General features: G+C 65.8%; 15 protein-coding genes and 1 tRNA gene. 8 read left to right on the top strand and 8 right to left on the bottom strand.

Going from position 1 to position 21,898, the window contains the following annotated elements; genetic code table 11:
• Window positions 1-20: 20 nt before the first annotated feature.
• From ACFXQA_RS01780 to ACFXQA_RS01770, 3 genes are all read right to left on the bottom strand, one after another.
• Entirely contained in the window at window positions 21-857 is an 837-nt protein-coding gene (locus ACFXQA_RS01780) for an alpha/beta fold hydrolase (RefSeq protein WP_394518078.1), read from the bottom strand.
• Window positions 858-936: 79 nt separating this feature from the next.
• Window positions 937-1,740 (bottom strand): MOSC domain-containing protein, encoded by an 804-nt coding sequence (locus tag ACFXQA_RS01775; RefSeq protein WP_394518077.1) that lies wholly within the window; start codon window positions 1,738-1,740, stop codon window positions 937-939.
• A 28-nt stretch (window positions 1,741-1,768) separates the two neighbouring features.
• Complete coding sequence (locus ACFXQA_RS01770; protein ID WP_394518076.1) at window positions 1,769-3,391, bottom strand: substrate-binding domain-containing protein; 1,623 nt, start codon at window positions 3,389-3,391, stop codon at window positions 1,769-1,771.
• Window positions 3,392-3,565: 174 nt separating this feature from the next.
• Here ACFXQA_RS01770 and ACFXQA_RS01765 point away from each other — a divergent pair, with 174 nt between their 5' ends.
• Both ACFXQA_RS01765 and ACFXQA_RS01760 read left to right on the top strand, forming a co-directional pair.
• Complete coding sequence (locus tag ACFXQA_RS01765) at window positions 3,566-4,249, top strand: phosphatase PAP2 family protein (RefSeq protein ID WP_394518075.1); 684 nt, start codon at window positions 3,566-3,568, stop codon at window positions 4,247-4,249.
• A gap of 151 nt (window positions 4,250-4,400) precedes the next feature.
• Window positions 4,401-6,104 carry a S1 family peptidase gene (locus ACFXQA_RS01760; protein WP_394518074.1) on the top strand — a complete coding sequence of 568 codons (1,704 nt, stop codon included), beginning with the start codon at window positions 4,401-4,403 and terminating at the stop codon, window positions 6,102-6,104.
• A 942-nt stretch (window positions 6,105-7,046) separates the two neighbouring features.
• Here ACFXQA_RS01760 and ACFXQA_RS01755 read toward each other — a convergent pair.
• The 3 genes from ACFXQA_RS01755 to ACFXQA_RS01745 form a co-directional block, all read right to left on the bottom strand.
• Window positions 7,047-8,060, bottom strand: coding sequence for a hypothetical protein (locus tag ACFXQA_RS01755; RefSeq protein WP_394518073.1), 1,014 nt, complete (start codon window positions 8,058-8,060; stop codon window positions 7,047-7,049).
• A 150-nt stretch (window positions 8,061-8,210) separates the two neighbouring features.
• Window positions 8,211-9,077: a hypothetical protein gene (locus ACFXQA_RS01750; RefSeq protein WP_394518072.1), complete on the bottom strand. Its 867-nt coding sequence runs from the start codon at window positions 9,075-9,077 to the stop codon at window positions 8,211-8,213.
• A gap of 122 nt (window positions 9,078-9,199) precedes the next feature.
• The gene (locus tag ACFXQA_RS01745) at window positions 9,200-12,928 is read right to left on the bottom strand and encodes a putative toxin (protein ID WP_394518071.1); all 3,729 of its coding nucleotides are present in this window, start codon (window positions 12,926-12,928) and stop codon (window positions 9,200-9,202) included.
• Between the two features lie 263 nt (window positions 12,929-13,191).
• On the opposite strand from ACFXQA_RS01745, the gene ACFXQA_RS01740 reads away from it, so the two are divergent.
• From ACFXQA_RS01740 to ACFXQA_RS01725, 4 genes are all read left to right on the top strand, one after another.
• Entirely contained in the window at window positions 13,192-14,352 is a 1,161-nt protein-coding gene (locus tag ACFXQA_RS01740) for a trypsin-like serine protease (protein WP_394518070.1), read from the top strand.
• A gap of 29 nt (window positions 14,353-14,381) precedes the next feature.
• Entirely contained in the window at window positions 14,382-15,758 is a 1,377-nt protein-coding gene (locus ACFXQA_RS01735; protein WP_394518069.1) for a hypothetical protein, read from the top strand.
• A 272-nt stretch (window positions 15,759-16,030) separates the two neighbouring features.
• Complete coding sequence (locus tag ACFXQA_RS01730; protein WP_394518068.1) at window positions 16,031-16,459, top strand: helix-turn-helix domain-containing protein; 429 nt, start codon at window positions 16,031-16,033, stop codon at window positions 16,457-16,459.
• Window positions 16,460-18,149: 1,690 nt separating this feature from the next.
• Window positions 18,150-19,148 carry a recombinase zinc beta ribbon domain-containing protein gene (locus ACFXQA_RS01725; RefSeq protein ID WP_394519062.1) on the top strand — a complete coding sequence of 333 codons (999 nt, stop codon included), beginning with the start codon at window positions 18,150-18,152 and terminating at the stop codon, window positions 19,146-19,148.
• A 60-nt stretch (window positions 19,149-19,208) separates the two neighbouring features.
• Here the strand turns inward: ACFXQA_RS01725 and ACFXQA_RS01720 are convergent.
• A tRNA-Lys gene (locus ACFXQA_RS01720) sits at window positions 19,209-19,284 on the bottom strand.
• A 267-nt stretch (window positions 19,285-19,551) separates the two neighbouring features.
• Window positions 19,552-20,223, bottom strand: a complete 672-nt coding sequence (locus ACFXQA_RS01715) for a fasciclin domain-containing protein (protein ID WP_394518067.1) — start codon at window positions 20,221-20,223, stop codon at window positions 19,552-19,554.
• Window positions 20,224-20,473: 250 nt separating this feature from the next.
• Here ACFXQA_RS01715 and sigK point away from each other — a divergent pair, with 250 nt between their 5' ends.
• Window positions 20,474-21,064 carry an ECF RNA polymerase sigma factor SigK gene (gene sigK, locus ACFXQA_RS01710; protein WP_394518066.1) on the top strand — a complete coding sequence of 197 codons (591 nt, stop codon included), beginning with the start codon at window positions 20,474-20,476 and terminating at the stop codon, window positions 21,062-21,064.
• Window positions 21,061-21,825: an anti-sigma factor gene (locus tag ACFXQA_RS01705; protein WP_394518065.1), complete on the top strand. Its 765-nt coding sequence runs from the start codon at window positions 21,061-21,063 to the stop codon at window positions 21,823-21,825. The genes sigK and ACFXQA_RS01705 overlap by 4 nt, the downstream gene beginning before the upstream one ends.
• The last annotated feature ends 73 nt before the right edge of the window (window positions 21,826-21,898 follow it).

The following is a 21,898-nucleotide window of genomic DNA, read 5'->3' as shown; positions in this document are numbered from 1 at the left end:
CCCTCTTCGCTGTGTGCCGGCTACTTCGAGAGGAAGTCGAGGACGACGCGGTTCCACTCTGGGGCGTGGCTGACGTTGACGCCGTGAGGGGCGCCCGCGACGACGTGGAGCTCGCTTCCGGCGATCGCCGCGTGGGTGCGGGCACCCGAACCCTCGAGCGGCACCGTGGCGTCGGAGTCGCCGTGGATCACGAGCGTGGGAACGGTGACCTTCTCGAGGTCGTCACGGAAGTCCGTCGATCCCCACGCCGCCATGGATTCGAGGGCGGCTGCTTTGCTCGCCTGCTTCGCCAGAGCGAGCGCCTCCTGACGCTGCTCCTCGCTGACTTTGAGCACACCATCCACCGAGAAGAAGTCGGTCACAAACTGGTCGTAGAAGTCGTCGGCGTTCGCGGTGAGGCTCGCGGCCATCTTCGCGGCTGCGCCGCCTTCGAGCGGACCATCGGGGTTGCCACGCGTCTTTAACAGGTACGGCGTGACCGCCGAGGCGAAGACGACGCTGCGCACTCGCTCCGATCCGTAGAGACCGAAGTACCGCGCCACCTCGCCCCCGCCCATCGAGAACCCGACGAGCGTGACGTCGGTGAGATCGAGAGCTTCCAGAACGGCGTGCAGATCCTCGGTGAGTCGGTCGTACCCGTACCCGGTGAGCGGCTTGTCGCTGCGCCCGAAACCCCGGCGGTCGTACGTGATGACGCGGTAGCCGGCGGCCTCGAACGCGGGGACCTGCTCTGACCACGATGCGCCCGAGAGCGGCCAGCCGTGGATGAGGACGACCGGGCGACCCGATCCGCCGGTGTCGTCGACGTGCAGATCGACGTCGGTGAGGATTCCGTGGTGGGCGGTGATCTCGGTCATGGTGAACCTTCCGTAGTGGTGCCGGGGTATGTCGGTGATTCGAGGCGGGGGCGGCGTCGGATTGGACAGGGGGCGGGTGTCAGGCAGCGGACTCGACGGCGATGTCGTCACCGACACGGATGACACCCGTGCCGTCGACGGGCAGGAGGAGAATTCCCAGGGTGGGTTCGGGCTGACCGAACTCCGTCGTCAGCAGGCGCAGCAGTCGCGCGTCGCGCTCGCCGCTGTCGGGGTTCGCCATGATGGCGGCGCAGCGTTCGATCGGCCGCTGGATGTCGAACAGCACCTCGCCGATGCGGACTCGGCCGCTCCATGCGAGCTCTTCCCAGGGGTCTGTCGCCTCCGCGACGATGTTCGACCGGAAGCGGCGGTCATCGATCGGAGCCGTGACGGCGGCCCCGATGGACTCCACCGACGCGCGCCCGTGCAGCGAAACGTACCCGCGCGGGCGATCCTGGAACCGCGAGAGGCGCCCGTCGCCGATGAGGCGAAGGGGCAGGATCCCGTCGCCCTCGAGCCGACGCGCGTCGGTCGAGGCGGCGACGAACGAGGTGACCGCCCGCTCCAGCTCGCGCCTCCCCGTGTCGTCGAGGCCGGCTTCGACGAGAACGCGGTCACCGTCACGGATGCTGATGCGAAGGCTGTCGGCATCGAAGCGCAGGCGCAGCCGAGCGAGCGAGGGAAAGTCCATCAGGGCGAGGCCGCGGCTCTTCGGCCAGTAGTCGAGACCGTCTCGCTCACGCGGTAGGGTGTCATCGGCGAAGCGGAAGGCGAGCACGCGGTCGCCTTCGATGCGTCCGTCGTGCTGCACGACCAGCTCGTCTCGAGACTCCGGCGTGAATCCCTTCACGGGGTAGCGGTACAGCGCGGCGACGTGGGGCACGGCCCCATCTTTTCACCGTCGCGGGAGATCAGCGCGAGACGAGGGTCAGTGTCATCTTCGCCCGGTACATCCCCGGGGCGGCTTCCGCCGGAGCGACCAACCGCAGACCCGCGGTGAACGTGGTCTCGCCGATACCCTCACCGACGGCCGCGGCCGCGAACGTCGTGCCCGTCGCCGACGCCGTGAACGGTGCGGCAGGGGCCACGCCCGTCGCGGTGCTGCCCTCGGCGGCCAGGGCGGGCGAGACCGTCAGCGACGACGCCGGCATGCTGTTCGCACCAGAGGTGAAGTCGGTCAACGAACTCAGCAGGGTGTAGCCCGGCCGGGAGACCACCCTGGCGTCCGTCACCGAGAATTGCGGAAGCGTCGTGGTGAACACCGTGTTGCCGTCCACCATCGCCGGTGCGCCGAAGACCGCGGTCGCGTCGGCCGGGACGTTCAGCGACAGCGGACCATCGGTCGGTGCGAGAACGGTCGCCTCGAGTTCGATGGAATCCTCGCCGCCCTGCGCGTCGTCGGCGCAGCCCGCGCTCGCAGCATCCGCCCCCGGTATGCGGCTCAACTGAGTGAGCCCGGCCGCGACCAGGTTGGCGGGCAGGGGTGCGTAACCGAGCGACGTCGTCTCCTGCTGCCCCTCGCACAGCAGGTATCTCGCGAAGGCGCCGAGTGCGCGTCCCTTGTCGGCCGTGAAGCCGCCGCGGACCTCGGTCGGAGCGATGAGGTACGCGTAAGACGAGAGCGGGTAGGCCCGGGCGTCGGGGTTGCCGTAGACGCCGTCGAGGATTTGCGTGAGGTAGTCGGGGGAGGTCGGGTCGTCGTTCACCCGCGCACCCGCGAGCGCGACCGAGACGTTCTGCGCGGAGGGCGCGACGTAGTCGCCGGCGGCGTTGCGCAGGTTCGCCACCGGGAAACCGGTCGTCAGGGCGTAGGAGTTCTCCACGTAGGTGATCGCGCCTTCGCCGTACGCCTGGCTGACGTAGCCGGCTACGCCGAGCGAGCCGCTCCGCGCTCTGCCGTTCGCGGGCACGGGGAACTTCGAGGCCACCCCGGTCGTCCAAACGCCGGGGTACTCCGCGGAGAGCCACGCGGTGAGTTGCGCCGATGATCCCGACGCATCGTCGCGGACCACGGGAGTGATCGCCCGGTCGGGCATGACCAGCGTCGGGTTGTCAGCCTGGATCGCCGCATCGCTCCAGTTGACGATGGCGCCGCTGAAGATCCCGGCGACCACGGCGCCGGAGAGCTGCAGATCGGTCACCCTCTTGCCGTCGATCTGGAGGTTGTACAAGAACGCGGTTCCGCCCGCCAGGGCGGGCAGGTAGGTGAAGCCGGAGGCTGTTTCGGGCGCTGAGCCGTCTGCGGGGGTTCGCTGGAACGGAAGTTCGCTCACCGCGAAGTCGACGGTTCCCTCGATGAAAGCACCGCGGGCCGCGGTGGAACCGAACCCCGAGTAGGTCACCGTCACGCCCGGGTCGCCGGCGACGTCACGACGCCACTGGTCGATGGCGTTCTGCGCCCACGTCGAGCCGGCACCCGAGATCCGCGCGAAGTCTTCGGCCTGTGCGGGGGCCGCGAGGCCGAGCGTCATCGCGGTCACCGCGACCACGAGTGTTGCGACCGACGTGCGCGCACGCCGACTGAGACCGAACATCAACGAGCCCTCTTCCTCGGAAAGGAAGAACTCACTTCCCCCGGGCGCGAACCTATCGTTCGCCGCGGCGGCTCCACCGTCGTTGCGACGGATGTACGACGAGCGTTCACCCGTCGTATCCGCACCGTGCGTGTCCCCCCGCCGACCGCATCCGTGTGTCTAGGCTCTCGTGTGATGAACGACACCCGTCAGGCCGCGCCGCTCCGCTCGTCGCCGACCACAACCGATTCGCGGCGCAGCGTCGCTCTCGTCGTCGGAATCTCCGCGACGGCGCTTTTCGTCGTCCTGCGAATCGTCGTCGCCCTGGGCGGCCACGAACCCCTCCCCGTCGACATCGCGTGGCACGACCTCATGATCGCGACCCTCAGCGAGGTCGGCATCATCATCGCGTGGATCCCGGCGATCGTCGGTGGCACCATCGGCATGGTCGTCGTCGGGCTGATCATCATCGGACTCTTCGTATGGCGAAGAAGGCGATCGGATGCGGTGGTCCTGACGATCGCGATGATCGCCGTCGTCGCGATCGGAGCACCGATGGCCGCGGTCATCGCCCGTGTCCGCCCCGCGGATTCGCTCGCCGAGAGCGTGCCGACCTCTTTCCCCTCCGGACACACGGCCGTGGCCACGACCGTCGCCGTCATCCTCGGCATCCTCCTCCGGCGCTGGTACGTCTGGGTGATCGGGGCCTTGTGGGTGGTCGTGATGATGTGGAGCCGCACCTACCTCCAGGCGCACTGGCTCAGTGACGTCGTCGCAGGCTTCGTCGAGGGCATCGCGGTGGCGACCCTCGTGTGGTGCGCGGTCGAAGCGCTGCGGTATCGCCGCGCGGCACGCGCTTCGGTGGCATCGACGGGCTGACGCAGGACTCGTCGCAGGAAAATTTCTCCCCGGCGCTTCTGAGAATTCCCTATGGTGTCCCTGACGCCAGTGGTGGTGTGGGGCAATCACTTGGTCTTCTCGCGCGTCGGTACTCCGGTGTCCCGACTCCTAACGAATGCGGGAAGAGAAGATGACCCTGAGCAAGAGACATGCCGCGGCGATCGCGGCGATCGCCGTCGCACTGTCCGGAGCGTTCATTCCCTCCGTCGCCGTGGCCGGTGAGCAACCGTCGGCTCCGACGTCGGGTCCCGCCTTCGACGCGGCGGCAAAGGAGCTGCTGAACGGAGAGGGCGTCGAGGCCGTGGCCGTCGACGGCGACGGCCGTGTGGTCGTGTACACGGCGTCACCGGATGACCTCGACCTCGCGGCGAGCGAGTTCGTCGAGGGCAACTCCAACGTCTCGGTGCGGGTGCTCGATGCGCCGTTCACCGCGACCGACGACACCGACGTCGTCGGCGGCGCGGGGTATCTCGCGCTCGACCCGGAGGGTCCCGTCAGCGCGACGGTGTGCTCGATCGGCTTCACGGGGTGGAACGCGACCGGTGGTCCCGCCATCATCTCGGCCGGGCACTGCGCCGACGACGGCGTCTCGACCGCCAGTGTCCTCACACTCCCCACCGGCGATCCCGCCGGCGGAGCCACGGACAGCAGCCAGGTCGAGCCCACCTATCTTCTCGGCGAGCTCGGCTTCGCCCAGTTCGGCGGACCCGGCGACACCGTCGGGGAAGCGGGATCTGCCGACACAGTGGACATCTCCGCCTGGGACGTCGTCAACGACGAGCTGACCCTTCTCCCGGCGATCACCGACTGGACGACCGCAGCATCCGAAGACCTCTCCGCCTCGGCCACGCCCGTGCGGTCCGTCGGCACGGCGCAACTCGGCCCGATCGAGAAGTCCGGCCGCACCACCGGTCTAACGGTGGGCACGGTCGACGCCGTCGAAGGGTGGGCGCTCGTCGACGGCCGACAGGTCTACGGCTTCCTCGCCACGATCGCTGCCGGTGACGGCGACTCGGGCGGGGCGTTGTACCAGGGGTCGACCGCGGTGGGCATCATCTCCGGCGGCGCGACCCTCGGCGGTGTCTCGATCGTGTGGGGGGCCGACCTGCAGGCGGGTCTGGCGGCCGCCGACGGTTACTCGGTCTCGCTGTTCGTCGATCCGCCCGTTCTCTCGTCGCCGGTCACCGGCGGAGAGGTCATGGTCGGCGGGGCCATCTCTGGCACCGGCCCCGCCGAGCACACCCTGGTCGTGACTCCGGACGGCGCACCATCCTTCGACGTCCCCATCGACGCTTCGGGTCAGTGGAGCTTCGCCGCGCCCGACGCGCCGGGAGACTTCGGCTTCACCCTGTATGCCCAGGAGGGCTTCGACGTGTCGAAGGAGACCGCGTACACCGTGGGGGTGCTTCCCGCCCCGCCGGTGATCGCCAACCCCGCGGACGGTGCTCTCTTCGCCCTCGATGCGGCCCCCACGGGTGCGAACGGCTCCGGACGGGAGGGTGCGCGGGTCATCGTGACCCTCGACGGCGCCGTTGTCGGCGAGACCGAGGTCGTAGACGGAGCCTGGTCGGTGCCGTTCGCCGCTGTTCCCGGCCCCGGCGCGCACACTCTCGTCGCGCGTCAGACGGTCAACGGGCAGAGCAACTCGGCCACCGTCACCTTCGAGGTTGCCGCGGCCCCCGTCGTCACCGGCGGCGGCAACCTGCCGTCGACGCTTCCGGCCACCGGGCTGGGTGATCTCACGCCGCTCGCCACGAGTGCCGGCATGCTTCTCTTCGCCGGAGGGTTGCTCGTCGCCGTCCGTCAGGGGAGTCGGCGGCTGGGGCGGCGATAGCGGGTTCCCTTGCCAGTAGTGCGCCGATGCTGGTTTTGACACTTCTGTCGCGCTCACTCCGTCCAGACGCGCGGGGGAGCGTTTCGAGTCCCCCCGCCTACGAACGAGATCTTCGCCGCTGCGGGGTCCCGCGAGTAAGGCAGGACTGTGGAGATAGCAGTGCCATCGCGGTGCTCTGCCTCGATGTGGAGGGCGTCCGCCCCGTTGACCAGGACGTCGCTTACGACTGCGAACGCGGTAGGTATCGGCCTCCGCGCGGACACCCTCGAGGATTAGGTCGAGGAGATCTTGCGAGGGCGGACGATCGTCGCCGATGATGTCAGTCGCGAAGGCCTCATACTGACCGTCACGAAGGATCGCGCCCCCGAAGGGGTACATCTCTCCGTACCTGCCGAGGGTCTGCTCGGCGAACGGCACAAGCTGAGCGAACAGCGCATCTAGGTCGTCCTGGACCATTTGCGGGGTCTCGTCCCGCCAATTGGGTGCGGGCTGGCCCCCCGCCGCATCCGCGTCCGTCCAGACCCAGCCGGATGCGGCCACGACGCTCGGTTCGCCGAGTTCCACTTTCTTGGTGAGACGCTTCCGGGTGGCGGGGAAGACGACACTCACGGCGCCTCCTTCCGGCCGGTCAACGGCTACGCGGATGCCATCGCCACTGCCATGGCGGACCAGGGAGACGACTGCCACCGCGCGAAAGCTATCGATGTTCGCCCGCGCGATGTCTACAAGGTGCGTGATGACCTCGTCCGGGTGGGTTTCCTCGCTGAGGTCTGAGGTGACATGAAGCTGATCTCCACCTATGCCGATAGCCGCCCCGAACGGACGGATTCGGCCCAGCGGCGCGAAGCGTTCTACCGCCGCCGGTATGACCATGTTCACCAGGAGGTTGAGGTCGTCCTGGGGGGCGAGCGTCGTGTCTTCGTCGTTCGTCATCATTCCGTCTCATCCGTCCACACGAGTGTCGAGCCAAGCGTCGCAGAGATCGTGGATCTCTCGAGACCCGAAGATGTAGGCGTCTATCGTGTCGATGTCGTCGATGAACCATCCAAGGCGCACTACGCCGAGGTCGGTGTTGACGAGGACGTGGTTCTCGTCTTCTTGCGGTGCGCTCTCGATGGCGGTGAACAGGGCTTTGCCTAGCGGTCCGGTGAGCTCACCGCGGAGTTCTCGGCGGAGGAACTTTGCGAACCGCTTCCAGTCCGGAAGTTCGAATGATGTGGACCATTCGACTGCGTTTGCGCCCAGCACCGGCTCCGGCCGTGCCTCTTCCGCGCGGGCAAGCTCCGCCCGCGCCCGCCCGCTCTGCTTTGCGCGACGAGCTAATGCCCTGGCGGCGTCATGCGCCTCCCAGGGCATAACCGTTGTGCCAGGAGAAGCTGCCAGATGATCTTCAATGAGTGGCAAGCCCGGATTCGAACGTGAAGGCAGGAATGCTGCTGCGGGGAAGAGGTTGCGTAACTCTGACGCCGCTTCAGGCGCATCTCCCTCGCCGTCGATCCATGGCTCAACCGCCGTGCGAACCAGGATGCCACCGCTCGGCGTGGTGAGGGCACCCGTCGCTGAACGCAACTCCGGAATCCGGTCTGCGAACGCGGGACCGAAGTAGTTGAGCCAGAACGCTCCCGGCAGGTGACTGGTGATGTTCACGTCGCCGTTGGCGCTACCAACGCTGCCATAGGCGGCGCCAGACACTGCAACTAAAGCCTCGAAGAGTTCGGCGACCCTGTCTGGTCCTTCGTCCGCGGCCGCTCCATGCTCCAGCCACACTTGTTCGATGCGGTGACCGGTGAGAACGTACTGGCGCTCCCCGTCGATGTTCTGCCCCGTATACCCACCTCGGCCGGGAAAGAGCGCGATTCTGCCGTAATAGGCCTGCCCCCCGGCGTCGCGCCATTCGGTGAGCCAGTCCAACGGAAGGTTGTGGTTGCCGATCACCGCCTCCAGTGATGGGGCCACCGTGATCCGTGCGGGGTCTCCGCCTACCTTCCGAGGGCGCAGTCCGGGATAAGCGTCGAATGCGCGGCCGATTGCGAGCGCATCCGTCAGTGATAGGTCAGCGTATGAAACAAGAACCAGTCGCAGTCTTGACCAACTGCTCAAGGCGCCTCAACCTTTTTCGTTGGCTCGGTACCAGGAGTCGCAGAGATCGTGTACTTGCTGTGAGCCGAAGATGTAGGTGTCGACGGTGTCTACGTCGTCGACGAACCATCCGACGCGCACCACGCCGAGGTCGGTCTTGATGAGGACGTGGTCCTCGTCGTCTTGCGGTGCGGTCTCGATGACGGTGAACAGGGCTTTGCCTAGCGGTCCGGTGAGCTCACCCCCGAGTTCTCGGCTGAGGAACCTTGCGAACCGCTTCCAGTCCGCAATGTCGAGTGATGTGGACCATTCGACAACCGGCGAGGTCATCACTGGCTGCGCACGACTACGCACTGCCACGGCGAGCTCACCCAGCGCACGCGTGCGAAGTTGTTCGCGATCTGTTGTTGCGTTGAGACCGCGTAGCGCCGTAATGACCGCCTGGTCGAGTTCGGGCTGTTCGGACAGCGAGCGTACCTCGGCAGAGCCGGCCCCGCCGCTCAAGCGCACGATTGGCTCCACGAACTCTTCGCGCGCAGCGCCATTGTCGACGCGCACGAGGGTCATGAGGTCCTTGAGTTCCCTGTTCGTGGCCATTGCCGCTAGCGCGTACGCGGCCCCAGCTTGCTCCGAACGCCCGTTCGGCTGCACGTACCGGCTCATAACCAGGTCCCAGTAGGGCAGTCCTTCGGGCCTTCCGAACAAACGCACTATTCGATACCGCACGAGGTCTGGGTAAGAACCCCTCTCCAGATGGTGTGCCAATATCGCCAGTGCTGTGGGCCAGGACGTCGTCTCGTTCCGGTCAAGCTGCGGCGGTGTTGCGATGTCGTAACCCGCTGAGCGCAGATCGCGCACAATCGGAAGCTCCGCCCGCGCGATTTCCGCCTCCACAGCATCCTCCCGGCGGGCCAATGCTGTTGCATTGTTCGCCTCGGCGCGTTCCCGGTCTCGTTCGGCTTGTCGCCGTATGACCTCCGGTGGCGTACGCCACCCGAGTCGCTCATTCTTTGGGCTCATGGGATGCATTTCTTGTTGATGAGGCCTTCATTGATGACAGCCTGCAGAGGCGCCGAAATGATCGTGGCCTTCACTGTGGCAGAAGCGCAACGCACATACAGGTCGAACTTGAGCTTTGGTTCCTGCTGGCGCGCGAACGAAAGACTGTCCACGAGCTGCCTTGTGTAGGACTGGCTGTTTACATTCTTGATTTCGGTCACGACTCCTGTGTCAAGGTTCAGACCGTCCAGGATTCGATTCCGCCCATTGATCGTGATCGAAGTAGGTAGGCCGATGTCGGCGACGCCGCGAACCGCGGCCTCACCTCGTTGCCCGATTGCGACCGGAATAGGGCCGCCACAGGATGACTTCGCGGCGAGTCCGATGGCACCAGCACGACTTACTGAAGCGGACGCACTCGACGCGGCCGTGCGGGCCGTAACGAACCCGACCGTGCAGGCGGCACCGCTGTACCGCTCGACGACGCGGAGCGCGTCCTGGTGACGGGCGAAGAACTCTACGATCTGCGGGACCAGTCTGCCGAGGAGGGCGATGGCTTTGCCTGCTTGAAGAATCTTGCCGATCGGAAGGAATCCGATGAGGGACATGGCGCAGGCGCCGATGTCGCCTTTGGTTACGCAGTTGACGATGTCGGTGATGCCGAAGAAGTCGAGCAGCAGCTGTCCGCCGATGCTGATGAGGTACTGCGCGAGGTCGCCGGTGGCCAGGGATTGTCGGGCGGCCATCAGCTCATCGACCGCGGCCTGACCTCCGGCAGCGCGCGCTGCTGCGATCTCGGACTCCGAGGGAGTCGCGGAGGTCGTATCGACTGCGCCGCGGGAGAGGTAGCCTGCTTCGTCCTCTTCTTGCTGCTTCACCGCTGCGAAGTCGAGAGCCTGGGTCGCGGCTTTGGCCGCAGCTGCGGCGTCCTTTCCCGCGGCGGTGGCGCTCGCACGGGCGGCGTTGGCGGCTTGCGCGGCGTCGCGCGCTGAGCGCTGAGCTGCGTCGGCGGATGCGGTCGCGTTGGACGCCTCCTGTGCGGCAGCGACGGCGCTATTGCGTGCCGTGTTCGCTGCGTCCCGGGCGGTGGCAGCCGACGCGCGGGCTTGAGTTGCGGACGCTTCGGCGTTGTCGGCGAATGTTCGCGCCTGGGAGGCGGACTGAGAGGCGTTGGATGCGTGGGTCGCGGCCTGATTCGCGGCCGCTTGAGCCTCGGCGGCGGCGTTCCGTGCAAGTGCCGCCGTTTGTGCGGCCTTGGAGGCCTGCGCTTGCGCGTTCTTGGCGTCGGCGGTCGCGGCTGCGATCAGCGAGTCGACCATTGCGATGTGCGCGCTGGTTTCCTGGTCTCGCTGGCGAGCTTCCAGGAGCCCGACGCTGAGGAATTGCCGGAGGCCGCCTCGGGGACCGTCGAGTGCGACCTGTGCTGCTGCCTGCACCTCCGGGGTCCCGGAGCTCGAGTACTGGTAGGCGGCGAGCCTGTCGTCGCGGTCACGGGCCGTGTACTGGCCGCTTTGGACGAATACGCGAGCCGCAGTCGGGGCGGAGCTGGTGAGCGCAGCGTTTCCCGCTGCGGTGACTTGGCTGCCTGCGCCGTTGAGGATGGTGTAAATCTGCTGTCGGAAGGAAGCTCGGGCTGCGGCGTCGTACCCGGTAGCGATGAAGGTCGCGATCTCTTCCGGGCCGCTGTACAGAGCATCCTGCGCCGCAAGCTGCACGGGCTCGGGCCCGTCGTAGGCGTGGGGGATCGCCTGTTCCCATTGGTCTCGCTCGATCGCGGTCAGGCGGCTCTTGGAGAGGAACTCGACGACGGCGGCGTCTCCGCCGATGAGCGCTGTCTCGGCAGCGGCGCGAACCCACTGACCGCCCGTCTGGATGAGACCGAAGACGGCTCGGCGCGCGGCCGGCATCTGCGCGGGGATGTTCGCGCCGGGCGCGGTCAGCGTCGTCACCAGGCCCTGCGTCTCGGCGGCGGCCGCCTGCGATTCCTGTTGCTGCTGGGTCTGGGCCTGTGTGCGTTGCTGTTCGATCTGCGCTGCGGCTATTGCACGGGCGCGGTTGAAGGCGCGCTCGTCGTCGAGACGCTGAGTGTCGGCTGCGCGGGCGACCTGTGCGATCTGCGTCGCCTTCATCACGGCAAGCGTCGCGGCGTCTGCAGCGTTTCGGGCCGCTGTCGCGGCCGCTTGGGCGCGGGAGGCTGCGTAGGTGGCGTTTCCTGCCTGGGCAGCTGCCTGGTCCGCGGCGGCCGCGGCGGCGTCTGCGTGTCCAGCCGCGGCGTTCGCGGCGTTTCGGGCGTCGGTTGCTGCTGCGGTGGCCTGGGTGGCCAGCGTCGCGACATGCTGCGCCGCAGCATCCGCACGGTCCGCGGCTTCGTTGGCTCGACGAGCAGCTTCGCGTGCCTGCGCGGCTTGCTGGCTGGACAACCCGGCCTGGTTCGCGACCTGCGTGGCAGCCTGTGCGGCGAGTCGCGCGTTCGCGCCTGCGCTGGACGCAGCGTTCGCGGCGGCCGCAGACTGCGTGACCGCTTGCATGGCAGCGCTGGCGGCGTCGACCGCGCGCCGCGCGTCAGCGGCCGCGTTGCGCGCGCCCTGGGCCGCCTGTCGGGCCTCGGCGGCACGAGACGCGTTGGTCGCGGCGGCCGCGGCGGCGTTCTGAGCCGTGGCTGCCGCCTCGTTCGCCCGTGCCGCGGCAGCTGCCGCAGCACGGGCAGAGTTCGCCGCGGCGGTCAGAGCGCGGGTGGCGTCTTGGCTTGCTTGAACAGCGACTTCGGCGCCCTGAGCTGCTTGCTCAGCGAGCTGAGCAGCGCGTGAGGCGGCCTGTCCTGCGAGTGTGGTGGAGGCGGCAGCCGCGGCTGCCTCATCGGCGGCGCGTCGGGTGGCCTCTTTCGCCTTGTTGGCGGACGAGACAGCTTGTGCCGCTGCTGCTGTCGTGGCGTCGGATTGTTTGCGGGCTTCGTCGCTCGCCGCTTTGGCCTGGTCGGCAAGTTGGGAGACCGACGCGACCTCGGCGTCGCGGGCGGCTGCGACGTACTGGCCGTAGCGGAGGAAGTCGGAGATGATTCGCGCGTCGCCGGAGTTGAGCGCTTCGCTGGCCTTGGTCTGAACCGTCGGTGACCCTGTGGAGGAGAGCCGGTATGCGGCCTGACGGTCTTCGCGCACACGGGCGGCGTCTTCGCCTGTCAGCACGAACGTGCTGATGGCCTCATCCGTGCCCACGCGGAGTGCTGCCTGAGCCGCGGCTTTGACGAGAGTGGGCCCGTTCGCAGCGAGCTCGGTGACGCGTGCACGATCATCCTGCGCCCATGCGGTGCGCCAACCGGAGGAGATGAACTGGGCCAGTGCGGCGGAGGATGTCGAGCTCAGGGCGGTCTCGGCTGCGCTTCTGACAGCGGGTCCGCCAGCCATCGTGATGGCGATAGCCGTGACCCGGTAGTCCTGCGTGAGCGCGGTGTGCTGCGTTGTGGAGATGAATTGGCTGACGCCTGCGGGGCCGCCCAGCAGCGCCGTGCGGGCAGCGTCCTTCACAGCGGGGCCGCCTGTACGCCAGAGGCGGATGGCGCCTTCCGTGTCCGTCGCGGGCTGGAGAGCGGCGCTGACGCCGGGAGTGGTCACCGCTAGGGCCGGGCTCGAGGCGACCGCTCCCAGTTGGACGGTGAGGGCGAGGGCGGCGAGCATCGCCAGCGTCGACCGAATAGGAACTCGGAACGTCGCACGCCACTGCGTTTTCCGTTCGCGTCGCTTAATGCCCATCCCGCACTCCTTCTGTCCCCGCCACAAAGTGAATGCCCTCTCGCCCCCTAAAGACGAAGCAGAGAACGTTCACGACCGTATCCGTTCTCGCGAAATCGCTAAGTGAACGTTTAAAACTCAAGACGGCGTAGAGGTGAACGAGCGGCGACGCAAGCCGCAATTCTTTTATTCGGCTCTCAATGACAGACGCAGTCTCGCTAGGTTCTCCGACTGAGACAGCGGATTCGCTTCCTCAACATGATTTGCAATCGAAAGAGGACGGAATGGACACGCGTTCACCGCGCTGGAAACGCATTGTGGCGATTGGCCTTGCCGCCGCCGCTGCCGTGATAGCTGCCGCATTCACGCCAGCACCGGCGACGGCTGCTGTTCCGGGACTCGACTTCACGGTGGAGGACAACACACACCCGGGCGCCGCCCGGATCGCTACCGATTACGGCATCACGCTGGGCAAAGGCAGCGGCTCGATCATGCTCGCCACTTGCGCCATCGGGACAGGCCAGATCGAGGTTGAGACCATCCAGAATCTGGAGCCATTGTGTTTCCGGGTGACCGGGAACGGTTGGCTGAAGATGCAGATCACCGGCGCATTCGGAGTGGGAGCCGGCAACGGCGAACTCTCCGCGACCTCCACCCAGTCCGGTCAGACCACCACCATCGTCGTACCGGCAAATCAGCGGCGCGGAGTCGGCGCGGTCGACGGACAATCCACGATCCTCGAGCTCGAAGTCAACAGCTACACCGGCGCCGCGCGGTCTGCGAAGCCCTCCGACACTCCCACTGGCCAGCACCCGTACGCAGCAAAGATCACCACCGGAAAAGGTTCCTGCTCCGGTGCACTGATTTCCCCTCGTTGGGTTCTCACCACGGCCAGCTGCTTCAGCGCGACCCCGGCCCAGTACACCTCACTCACCACCGGCACACCGTCCACACCGTCGCGCGCATGGTTCGGTCTGGCGACGAGCAAACCGCCGGCAAACATGGGATTCTCCATCGCGCAGGTCGTTCCGTTCAAGAACGCACCGGGGCGTGACCTCGCACTCGTGCTGCTGTCCAAGCCGGCGACCGGAATCACACCGATCAGTCTTCCCACCGTCACTCCGACGGCTGGCGCGGCCGCGACCTTCACTGGTTGGGGGCGCAACGCCACCGAGTGGCTTCCCCCCGTCGGCAAGACTCAGGCTCTGACAGTGACCGCGGTAGAGGCGGGGGTTCTGCGGACGCAGGCAGCCGCCAGCGCGATGGCTTTCTGTGATGGCGATGCGGGAGCGCCCGTTGTTTCAGGAACGACGCTCCTCGGAATCGCCTCGCAAAGCGGCGAGGCGGGATGCGTCTGGTCCGCATCGACAGACCGTAGCGGCGCTGCAAGCCGGGTGGACGACATCCTTCCGTGGATCTACTCCGTCATCATCGCCAACCCCTGATTCACGACAGCACAGAACAGGCACCCATCATGAGCACTATCGTCATATCTCGTCCCGCCAGAACAGCACTCGCCCTCGCACTCGGCGTCGCAGTCGTCTGCGCCGGGATGGTCGCGACACCGGCCCACTCCGCTCAGAACGAACCGACACCCTCGGCAGGTGATCTCGGGACATCGCGGATCGCGCTGGACCACGGCGTTTCCTTGGCCGACGCACAGGTCGCAGGCGGTCGAAGCGGCCGAGACGTTGTCGGCTACCGCTACTCGGATCTCAATGTCGTCGGCGAGTACTACCCCATCGAAAGCGTCACCCCAGACGACTTCACGGACTCCTACCGGGAACAGTTCGGAACTGAGCCGAGGATTACCGAACTCGTCGTGCTGCGAGAGGACCCCCGAGCGTCGGCGAGAGGAGTTGTCGGCATCACAGCTCAGGAACCGAACCTCCTTGACGGGGCGGGAGACCTCACTGCCGGACTCGACGCGGTGCCCGAGTCGTTTTCGACCGAAGGAACCGTGTGGGATTCTGCCCGTGAGGATGTCGACGACGCACAGGCCCGGTCCAAAACCGGAACCGTGGACGCTGCCTCCCCGGACGTGACGACGATGGCGGTGCCAGCCCCTATCGCGCAGGACTGGAAGCCCAGCACAGTGCAGGTCAGCGGCTCCGGCTGGAGGTCATCGAGCGTGACAGCCGGCGTGAACATGCACAACTACTGGATCACCAGCCCCGGAGCTGGCCTGCAGGGCGAGAACTTCAACAACGTCCCCGCAAAGTGGGGGGTGGAGTTCAAGGTCACCCTCATCAACACCGCCATCGAGTCGTCGCACCCCAGCCTTCGTCGCACGCCGACCGCGCAGGGGGAGTGCCCCGGTATCACCGATGTCCGCAACCAGTTCTGGGCGCGAAACGACACGTTCAGCGGCTGGTCGATCTACAACTTCGGTCCAGCTGCAAACCTCACGCAGATCGGTGCGTACCTCGACTGGAACGATGAGGCATCGCTCTGCAGCGCTCAGACCTTCTCGCTGGGCATCGGCTATCCGAGGAAGATGCCGAAGACCTACAACAACAACTTCGAGTTCATCACCAACGTGTACTCCACCTTCGGATCGGCCACCAGCAGCAGCCTCGTCACCTCCGAAATCCGCGCGGTCGAAGGCTACAGCTGCGAGGTGTTCCCCTACGTCGCCCCCGATTCCAGCTGCATGGGAACCGACACCAGTCGCACCTGGCCGGTGACGAACTACACCAGCTTCGTGTCTCTCTTCACCCGCACGGGCGCAGCCCTCACCACATCGCCCAGTGTCCGTCAGCCGGTCTACTCGGGCGACACGCTCATTCCTCAGAACTGTGTCACCTTCAACCGAGGACGAGTGCCCATCCGCCAGTGCTGGGCCAGCTGACGACCTGACGGAAACGATCGGAGCAACAGTTCCCCGGTGCCGAGGGAGTCGATCCTCACCTCGGCACTGGGGCGGCTGGGTAACGAGATTGAGGACTCGTGGTCGCTGAAGGTCACCCTGTGCGGTCAGACCCACGACACGGTCGCCGGGCTGCACGCTCCCAGGAACGAGTGCGACGCGGCCAAACAAGAAAGCGCCAGCCGCAGGGCTGGCGCTCCTGATGAACTCCAAGCAACCATCATCTTCAGGTCGCCGGTTTGAGTGCGGTTGACGTGGTGGGGCTTGTCGAGGCGTACTCGAATAAATCAGCAGGGGCTTCGCACCTCCGTAAATTGGCGTCAATAAGCTCAAGCCGCGCTGCTCAAACGGAGCCCTCTGTCGTCCTAAAGAAGTCTCGGCAGCTGACGGTTGCCGAACGCGCGGCCTTTGCTGAGGCGTATCGTCAAGGTGCCAACGTCAGGGTATTAGCGCGGAACCTTGGCGTCCATCGTTCGACATTGCATGAGCTTGTGCGCCGGCAGGGCCTCGAGCGGTTGCCCGTCGGCGTGACACCGGAGCAGCGTGTGCTCGTGGCTGCCTACGAAGAAGGAGCGACGTTGGCCGAGTTGGCGGCGGCGCACAACATGGGTCCGAATCGGGTTGCGCGGATGCTTCGGGCGGCGGGCGTTGAGCTTCGTTCGCGAGGTCGTCGGCCGACTTGAAGAGAGAGGGATCTGCTAGGACGTTCTTGCCGTGCCCGGCCGAGGCCGTGTCGAGCAGGATTCGAGCCAGCCACAGCCGCACGACGTCGATGTTCAGGCAAAGTAGAGGCTCGGCTCTGACCTCCATCGTCGTCCGAATGCTGTTCCGTCAACCCACCGGCACGTTGGTCCGCTGTGGTTGACGGGGTAGGAGCGCAGGACGATGTACGCGACCTTGGCGCTCAGATCCCCCGGCTGGCGAGCAGAAACTGGTTCGACTAGAGACGCGCTTCATACGCGTCTTTGCGGGATCTAGAGCAACGCGGCGCTTCTAGAGTCAGGTCAGCTCGCACAAATCGACCCGTGCATGCCCCAAAGGCACAAGCCAGCCACGACGGCCAGCATCAGATGGCCGCCGCCAACGAGCAGGCGCCTGCGCTTGGGCATGGCTATCACGCCGGCCAGAGCGGCCAATAAGAACCCCGCGTAGGGCAGGAGAATCACTGCGCCCTTGGAAAACGAGGCCACGATGGCGGGCAACGAAGATTCCGCGTTCGAGCCTCCCGGGCTACTCGTCGCGCCGATGGCAGCAAATAACAAGATAGGAAAGGCAAGCACAGCGAACAAGGCTCCGTTGGCTACCGCTGCACCCGCTCGCACGGACCGGAGGGGCATGTCCGCGCCTTGAGGCAGAATTCTGTCCGCGACCCACCCCGCCGTGGCGGACAGCACGAGTGACGCCGTCAACGCAAGCGATAAGCCGAGATACCCACCCGGATCGCAACTGCTTGCGTCCAACCAGGGGCCATAAATACTGACCGTAAGAACGGCTGGGGGCAGCACGAGCAGGGCTAGGTACGATGCGGTGCGCACCGTGGTCCGGGGATACCTTAGTTCTTGCCTCGAGTCACGCACGACTCAGTATCGCATCGGCGAAGCCCTCAGATATCTGAGAAATCTGTGCGGTAGTCGGTCTAGGGACATTCCCTAAGATGAGGTTCACGGGGAGCCCTAGCCACGGTGGTCCACTCCAGAGGTTCTTCGCAGCGGCGACCAGGTTCGCTCTGCTCCCGCCGAACCGCCAGGAATGGAACGTACGGTATCTCCAGGTTGCGTCACGACGGCGTTCGTATTCGATTTCTCGAATGCAGTCCGCGATTGACCTGCTCGGCGTCGTGTTTAGCATCGCCGCGCATAAGTAAGCGTCTACATCACCTAGCAGGTCCTCTATCCCGAAGCTGTTCTGGCGGGTTGCATGACCAACATTCTCTGCCATCCAAGCCCGGACGGTGCCAGTGTAAGTTGATCTGTCATTTCTATAGAAGAATTCCCAAGCGGACACCAGATCCAAAGCCCACGCCCCCAAGTCCGATACTGCACATGAGGAACTATTGCGCGGGACTCCATGCTGGATGTAAGCATTTGTACTCGCAGCCCAGTGCCGGATCCTGGATACGTAAGTGATGACGGGTTGCGAAGATGCGGCTTCGTACGAGGCCCGCCTGTTGGCGATCATCTGTGCATCCTCAGGCGTCAGGTTAGGTGACTGCTCGGGCAGAGGGGTGAACTGCGTCCATGCCACTCCCAGCGCGTCTCCAGAACTCCCCCAATAGCTAGGGCGCTGCAGCATATGCAGAATGAAGTTGTTTGCAAAGATGTTGCCCCCGTTATAGCTAAAGTTCCGGGGTTCCCACATTTCAGCGGTCACTGACTGGCCAGCAAAATTGCCTTCGAACTGTTCGCAACGGGGAACTACAGCATCCCAGCGTTAGCCGACGAGCTATATCTACGAGGCCTCAAGTCGCGCGCCACCAGGAGCCGACCCGCTGGCCAGCTCTCCGATAACCAGTTGTTGCGGCTCCTCCAAGACCCGTACTACCTCGGTCTCGCGCGCTACAAAGACCAGCTCTACGAGGGGCGTCACGACGCGCTCGTCGACGGCGCACTTTACGCGCGGGTCCAAGAGGTGGTGTCGCTGCAGAGCACCGGCGAGCGCCAACGCACTCATCATCACTATCTGAAGGGCAGCCTCTTCTGCGGCCGGTGCGACGAAACGGATGAGACCGGCTGGATGGTGCTCGCCAACGTTAACGCCCGGGCCGGAACGTATGAGTACTTCTTCTGCCGTCGGCGGCAAGAGCATCTCTGCGACTCTCCATATATCCAGTCGGCCCGGATCGAGAGCGCGATCGAGCAATGCTGGATGTCGCTAAAGGTCACGCCCGGGTTTCTTGACGCGTTTCGCAGGGGAGTAAAGCAAACCGTCGAGCAGGACCAGGCCGCTGCGCGCTCCCTCCACAGACAGCTCTCCGACAACCTCACGAAGCTTGATGCTCAGGAGCAGAATCTGCTCGATCTCGCGGCGGACGGACTGATCGCGCGCGACACGATCCGCAAACGGATTACGGCCATCACGAAGCAGCGGGCGATCATGTCATCCAAGTTGGACAACGTCGAGCACCACCTCGCAGCCGTATTGAACTACATCGATGCTGCCGTCTCGCTCCTCGAGCGTCCTGGAGAGTTGTACGCGCAAGCATCCGATGAGACCCGTCGAGCCATGAACCAGTCCGTGTTCTCGAAGCTCTTCATCTACGCGGACGAAGTGACCCGCGTCGAACTCCGGGAGCCGTTCGACGCCATCCTCGATGCGAGTGCCATGTTCGGGTTGCCACAGAAAAGCACCCCGGAACCGGGCGTGCTGAGGTAACTTCTGCTGCTCGCGCCATTCTAAACATCGCTTTTGGCGATGTTTCGAGTAAGGCGCACGTGGTGGGCCCCGTGGGGCTCGAACCCACGACCCGCGGATTAAAAGTCCGATGCTCTACCGACTGAGCTAGAGGCCCTCGCCGACAAGCCTACCGGGCAACCGCGGCGTCATCGTTCCTGCGCAGCGGTCCGGCTCCGCGGCATCCGCTTCACGCTGTCCATCTATGCGCCGCGCGAGCACGAATCGGCCGCGCGAACAGCGACGGCGCAGATGACGGCCGCGCGACGACCCGGCGATCACACGAACAGGCGCTCACGCGCACGAAAGAAGCGACTGCCGGAACCCCTCGCCTGGGTTCCGGCAGTCGCCGTTCAGAGCCGACCCGAAGGTCGGTCCGGCTTGCTTACGCAGCCGGGGGCATCAGCACCGTGTCGATGAGGTACACGGTTGCGTTGGCCGTGGTGACGCCACCGCAGATGACTGCGGCCTGGTCGCCGACCATGATGTTGTCGCCACTGCCCGTGATGGTCAGGTCAGCGCCGTTGACGGTCGTGAAGGTGCCGTCGATCTCGTCGGGGCTCATCTGGCCGGGGATCACGTGGTACGTGAGGATCGACGTCAGCAGTGCGCTGTCGGTCTTCAGCGTCTCGATCGTTGCGGGGTCGATCTTCGCGAAGGCGTCGTCGACGGGGGCGAAGACGGTGAACTCGTCACCGTTCAGCGTGTCGACGAGGTCGACATCGGGGTTCAGCTGGCCGCTGACAGCAGCGGTGAGCGTGGTGAGGATGGGGTTGTTCGATGCGGCGACGGCCACCGGGTCCTGCGACATGCCCTCGACGGAGCCTGCGCCGTCCGGAACAGCAGCGGCGTAGTCGGCGCAGCCGGCACCGACGAGGTTGGCGGCCGGGTCCATGGTGTCCGCCGACGGCGAAGCGCTCATCGAGGGAGCGGACGACTCCATCGAGTCGTCGGTGGTGCTGCCGGTGGACGTGGAGCCCATCGAACATGCGGTGAGGGCGAAAGCCGATGCCATGACAAGGGCGAGGCCACCGGTGATCTTCTTGGTGCTGAGCATGATTTCCTCCGAAGTTGGGAGCCCGGGGATCGGGCTGCTGCATAACCAAGCCCCGGTGCGGGGGTCTGGCACACCGTGGAGGCGGTGTACAGGCTGTTCGGTACGGGTACCGAATCGGATTGACCCCTGGGCGGATTTCGTGCGGAAAGTTCCTCACGGCTTCTCGCGCATAAGAGGTGTGTGCATTCGGCTTCGAGGCACACCCGACCTGTGCGTCGTCCGAGCGCGGGGAGTGGGGCATGCTTGACCCATGGTGATCGACGGCGTGGACGTGCCAGACGACGGGGCCCAGCCCGTCGATCACGTGGCCGAACTGCTGTTGCAGGTCGCCGCCGGCGACGACGCAGCCTTCGCCCGCCTCTACGACATGATGTCGTCGCGCGTCTTCGGGCTCATCCTGCGCGTTCTGGTTGATCGCTCGCAGAGCGAAGAGGTGCTGCAGGAGGTTTTCCTCGAGATCTGGCAATCCGCTTCGAAGTTCGCTCCGAAAAGAGGGCAAGGAAGATCGTGGGTGCTCACAATGGCACACCGTCGGGCTGTCGATCGCGTGCGATCGTCACAGGCGAGTGCCGACCGTGATGTGCGTGCGGGCTTCCGAGACATCGAAGCCCCCCGTGACGATGTCGCGGAGAGCGTCGAGATGAGAATCGAAGGACGACGAGTCGCCGAGGCCGTCGCCGCTCTACCTGCGGCGCAACGCGAAGCGATCACCCTCGCCTACTACGGCGGGTACAGCCAGAGCGAGATCGCCGCGCTCGTGGGCTCGCCCCTCGGAACGATCAAGACAAGAATGCGGGATGGGTTATCCCGCTTGAGGACCCTGATGGGGGTGACGACATGAACGAAAACACCTTTGCCGAATTAGCGGCAGGTTACGCGCTGAGCGCCCTGTCGCCCTCTGACCTACTCGCCTTCGACGCCGCACTCGCCGAACACCCTGAATGGGAGAAGCACGTGCGCACCGAGGCAGATACCGTCGCTCTCCTCGCCGATTCCGTTGCTCCTGTCGCGCCACCCGCCGCTCTGCGCGACGCACTGATGGCGCGCATCGCCCTGACTCCTCAGACGACGGATGCTGCGGACGAAGAAGATTTCGCCGCCGCCGGCCCCGCGCCGGCCGTGACGCCCGTCCGCGCCCCCAGCGGCGGAATGCGTCGTCGGTGGTTCACCCTGGCGGCTTCGATCGTCGCTGTTCTCGCACTCGGCTTCGGTGCGGTCACGATCAGTCAGCAGTTGACCCGACCTGCCGCGGTCGTTGCTCTCGAGCAGATCGAGAACGCCGCAGATGCGCAGTCGGCGACGGTTCCTCTCACCGACGGGGGAGAGGCCACCGCGCACTGGTCCTCCGAGCTGGGTGAGGTGGTCATCGTCTCCGACGGGCTGCCGGCTCTCGCTAGCGACGAGACCTTCGAACTCTGGTTCGTCCGTGACGGAGCCGCGGTGTCTGCGGGCGTCTTCGACGCGAACGACGGTTCCGCGACCGCGCTGCTGGCGGGGACGTACCAGCCCGGCGACGTGATCGCCGTGACCGTCGAGCCCGATGGCGGTTCGCCGTCCGGCGCGCCGACGAGTGAACCGATCCTCGCGATCGCGACGGCCTGACGATTTCTCCGGAGCGGGGGGGATGTTGGCCAACATCCCCCCCCCCTTCTTTGTTTCCCCACTGGTGGACTTT

Source organism: Microbacterium shimangi (genome assembly GCF_043556445.1).
Lineage (GTDB): Bacteria > Actinomycetota > Actinomycetes > Actinomycetales > Microbacteriaceae > Microbacterium.
The sequence above is the reverse complement of the archived record's forward strand: the minus strand, read 5'-3'. Positions and strand labels throughout refer to the sequence as shown.

What these genes read in the sequence shown, in the direction of transcription:
- ACFXQA_RS01780 (WP_394518078.1), bottom strand. Translation starts at nt 857, where the DNA reads ATGACCGAGATCACCGCCCACCACGGAATCCTCACCGACGTCGATCTG.
- ACFXQA_RS01770 (WP_394518076.1), bottom strand. Translation starts at nt 3,391, where the DNA reads ATGTTCGGTCTCAGTCGGCGTGCGCGCACGTCGGTCGCAACACTCGTG.
- ACFXQA_RS01765 (WP_394518075.1), top strand. Translation starts at nt 3,566, where the DNA reads ATGAACGACACCCGTCAGGCCGCGCCGCTCCGCTCGTCGCCGACCACA.
- ACFXQA_RS01760 (WP_394518074.1), top strand. Translation starts at nt 4,401, where the DNA reads ATGACCCTGAGCAAGAGACATGCCGCGGCGATCGCGGCGATCGCCGTC.
- ACFXQA_RS01745 (WP_394518071.1), bottom strand. Translation starts at nt 12,928, where the DNA reads ATGGGCATTAAGCGACGCGAACGGAAAACGCAGTGGCGTGCGACGTTC.
- ACFXQA_RS01740 (WP_394518070.1), top strand. Translation starts at nt 13,192, where the DNA reads ATGGACACGCGTTCACCGCGCTGGAAACGCATTGTGGCGATTGGCCTT.
- ACFXQA_RS01735 (WP_394518069.1), top strand. Translation starts at nt 14,382, where the DNA reads ATGAGCACTATCGTCATATCTCGTCCCGCCAGAACAGCACTCGCCCTC.
- ACFXQA_RS01715 (WP_394518067.1), bottom strand. Translation starts at nt 20,223, where the DNA reads ATGCTCAGCACCAAGAAGATCACCGGTGGCCTCGCCCTTGTCATGGCA.
- sigK (WP_394518066.1), top strand. Translation starts at nt 20,474, where the DNA reads ATGGTGATCGACGGCGTGGACGTGCCAGACGACGGGGCCCAGCCCGTC.
- ACFXQA_RS01705 (WP_394518065.1), top strand. Translation starts at nt 21,061, where the DNA reads ATGAACGAAAACACCTTTGCCGAATTAGCGGCAGGTTACGCGCTGAGC.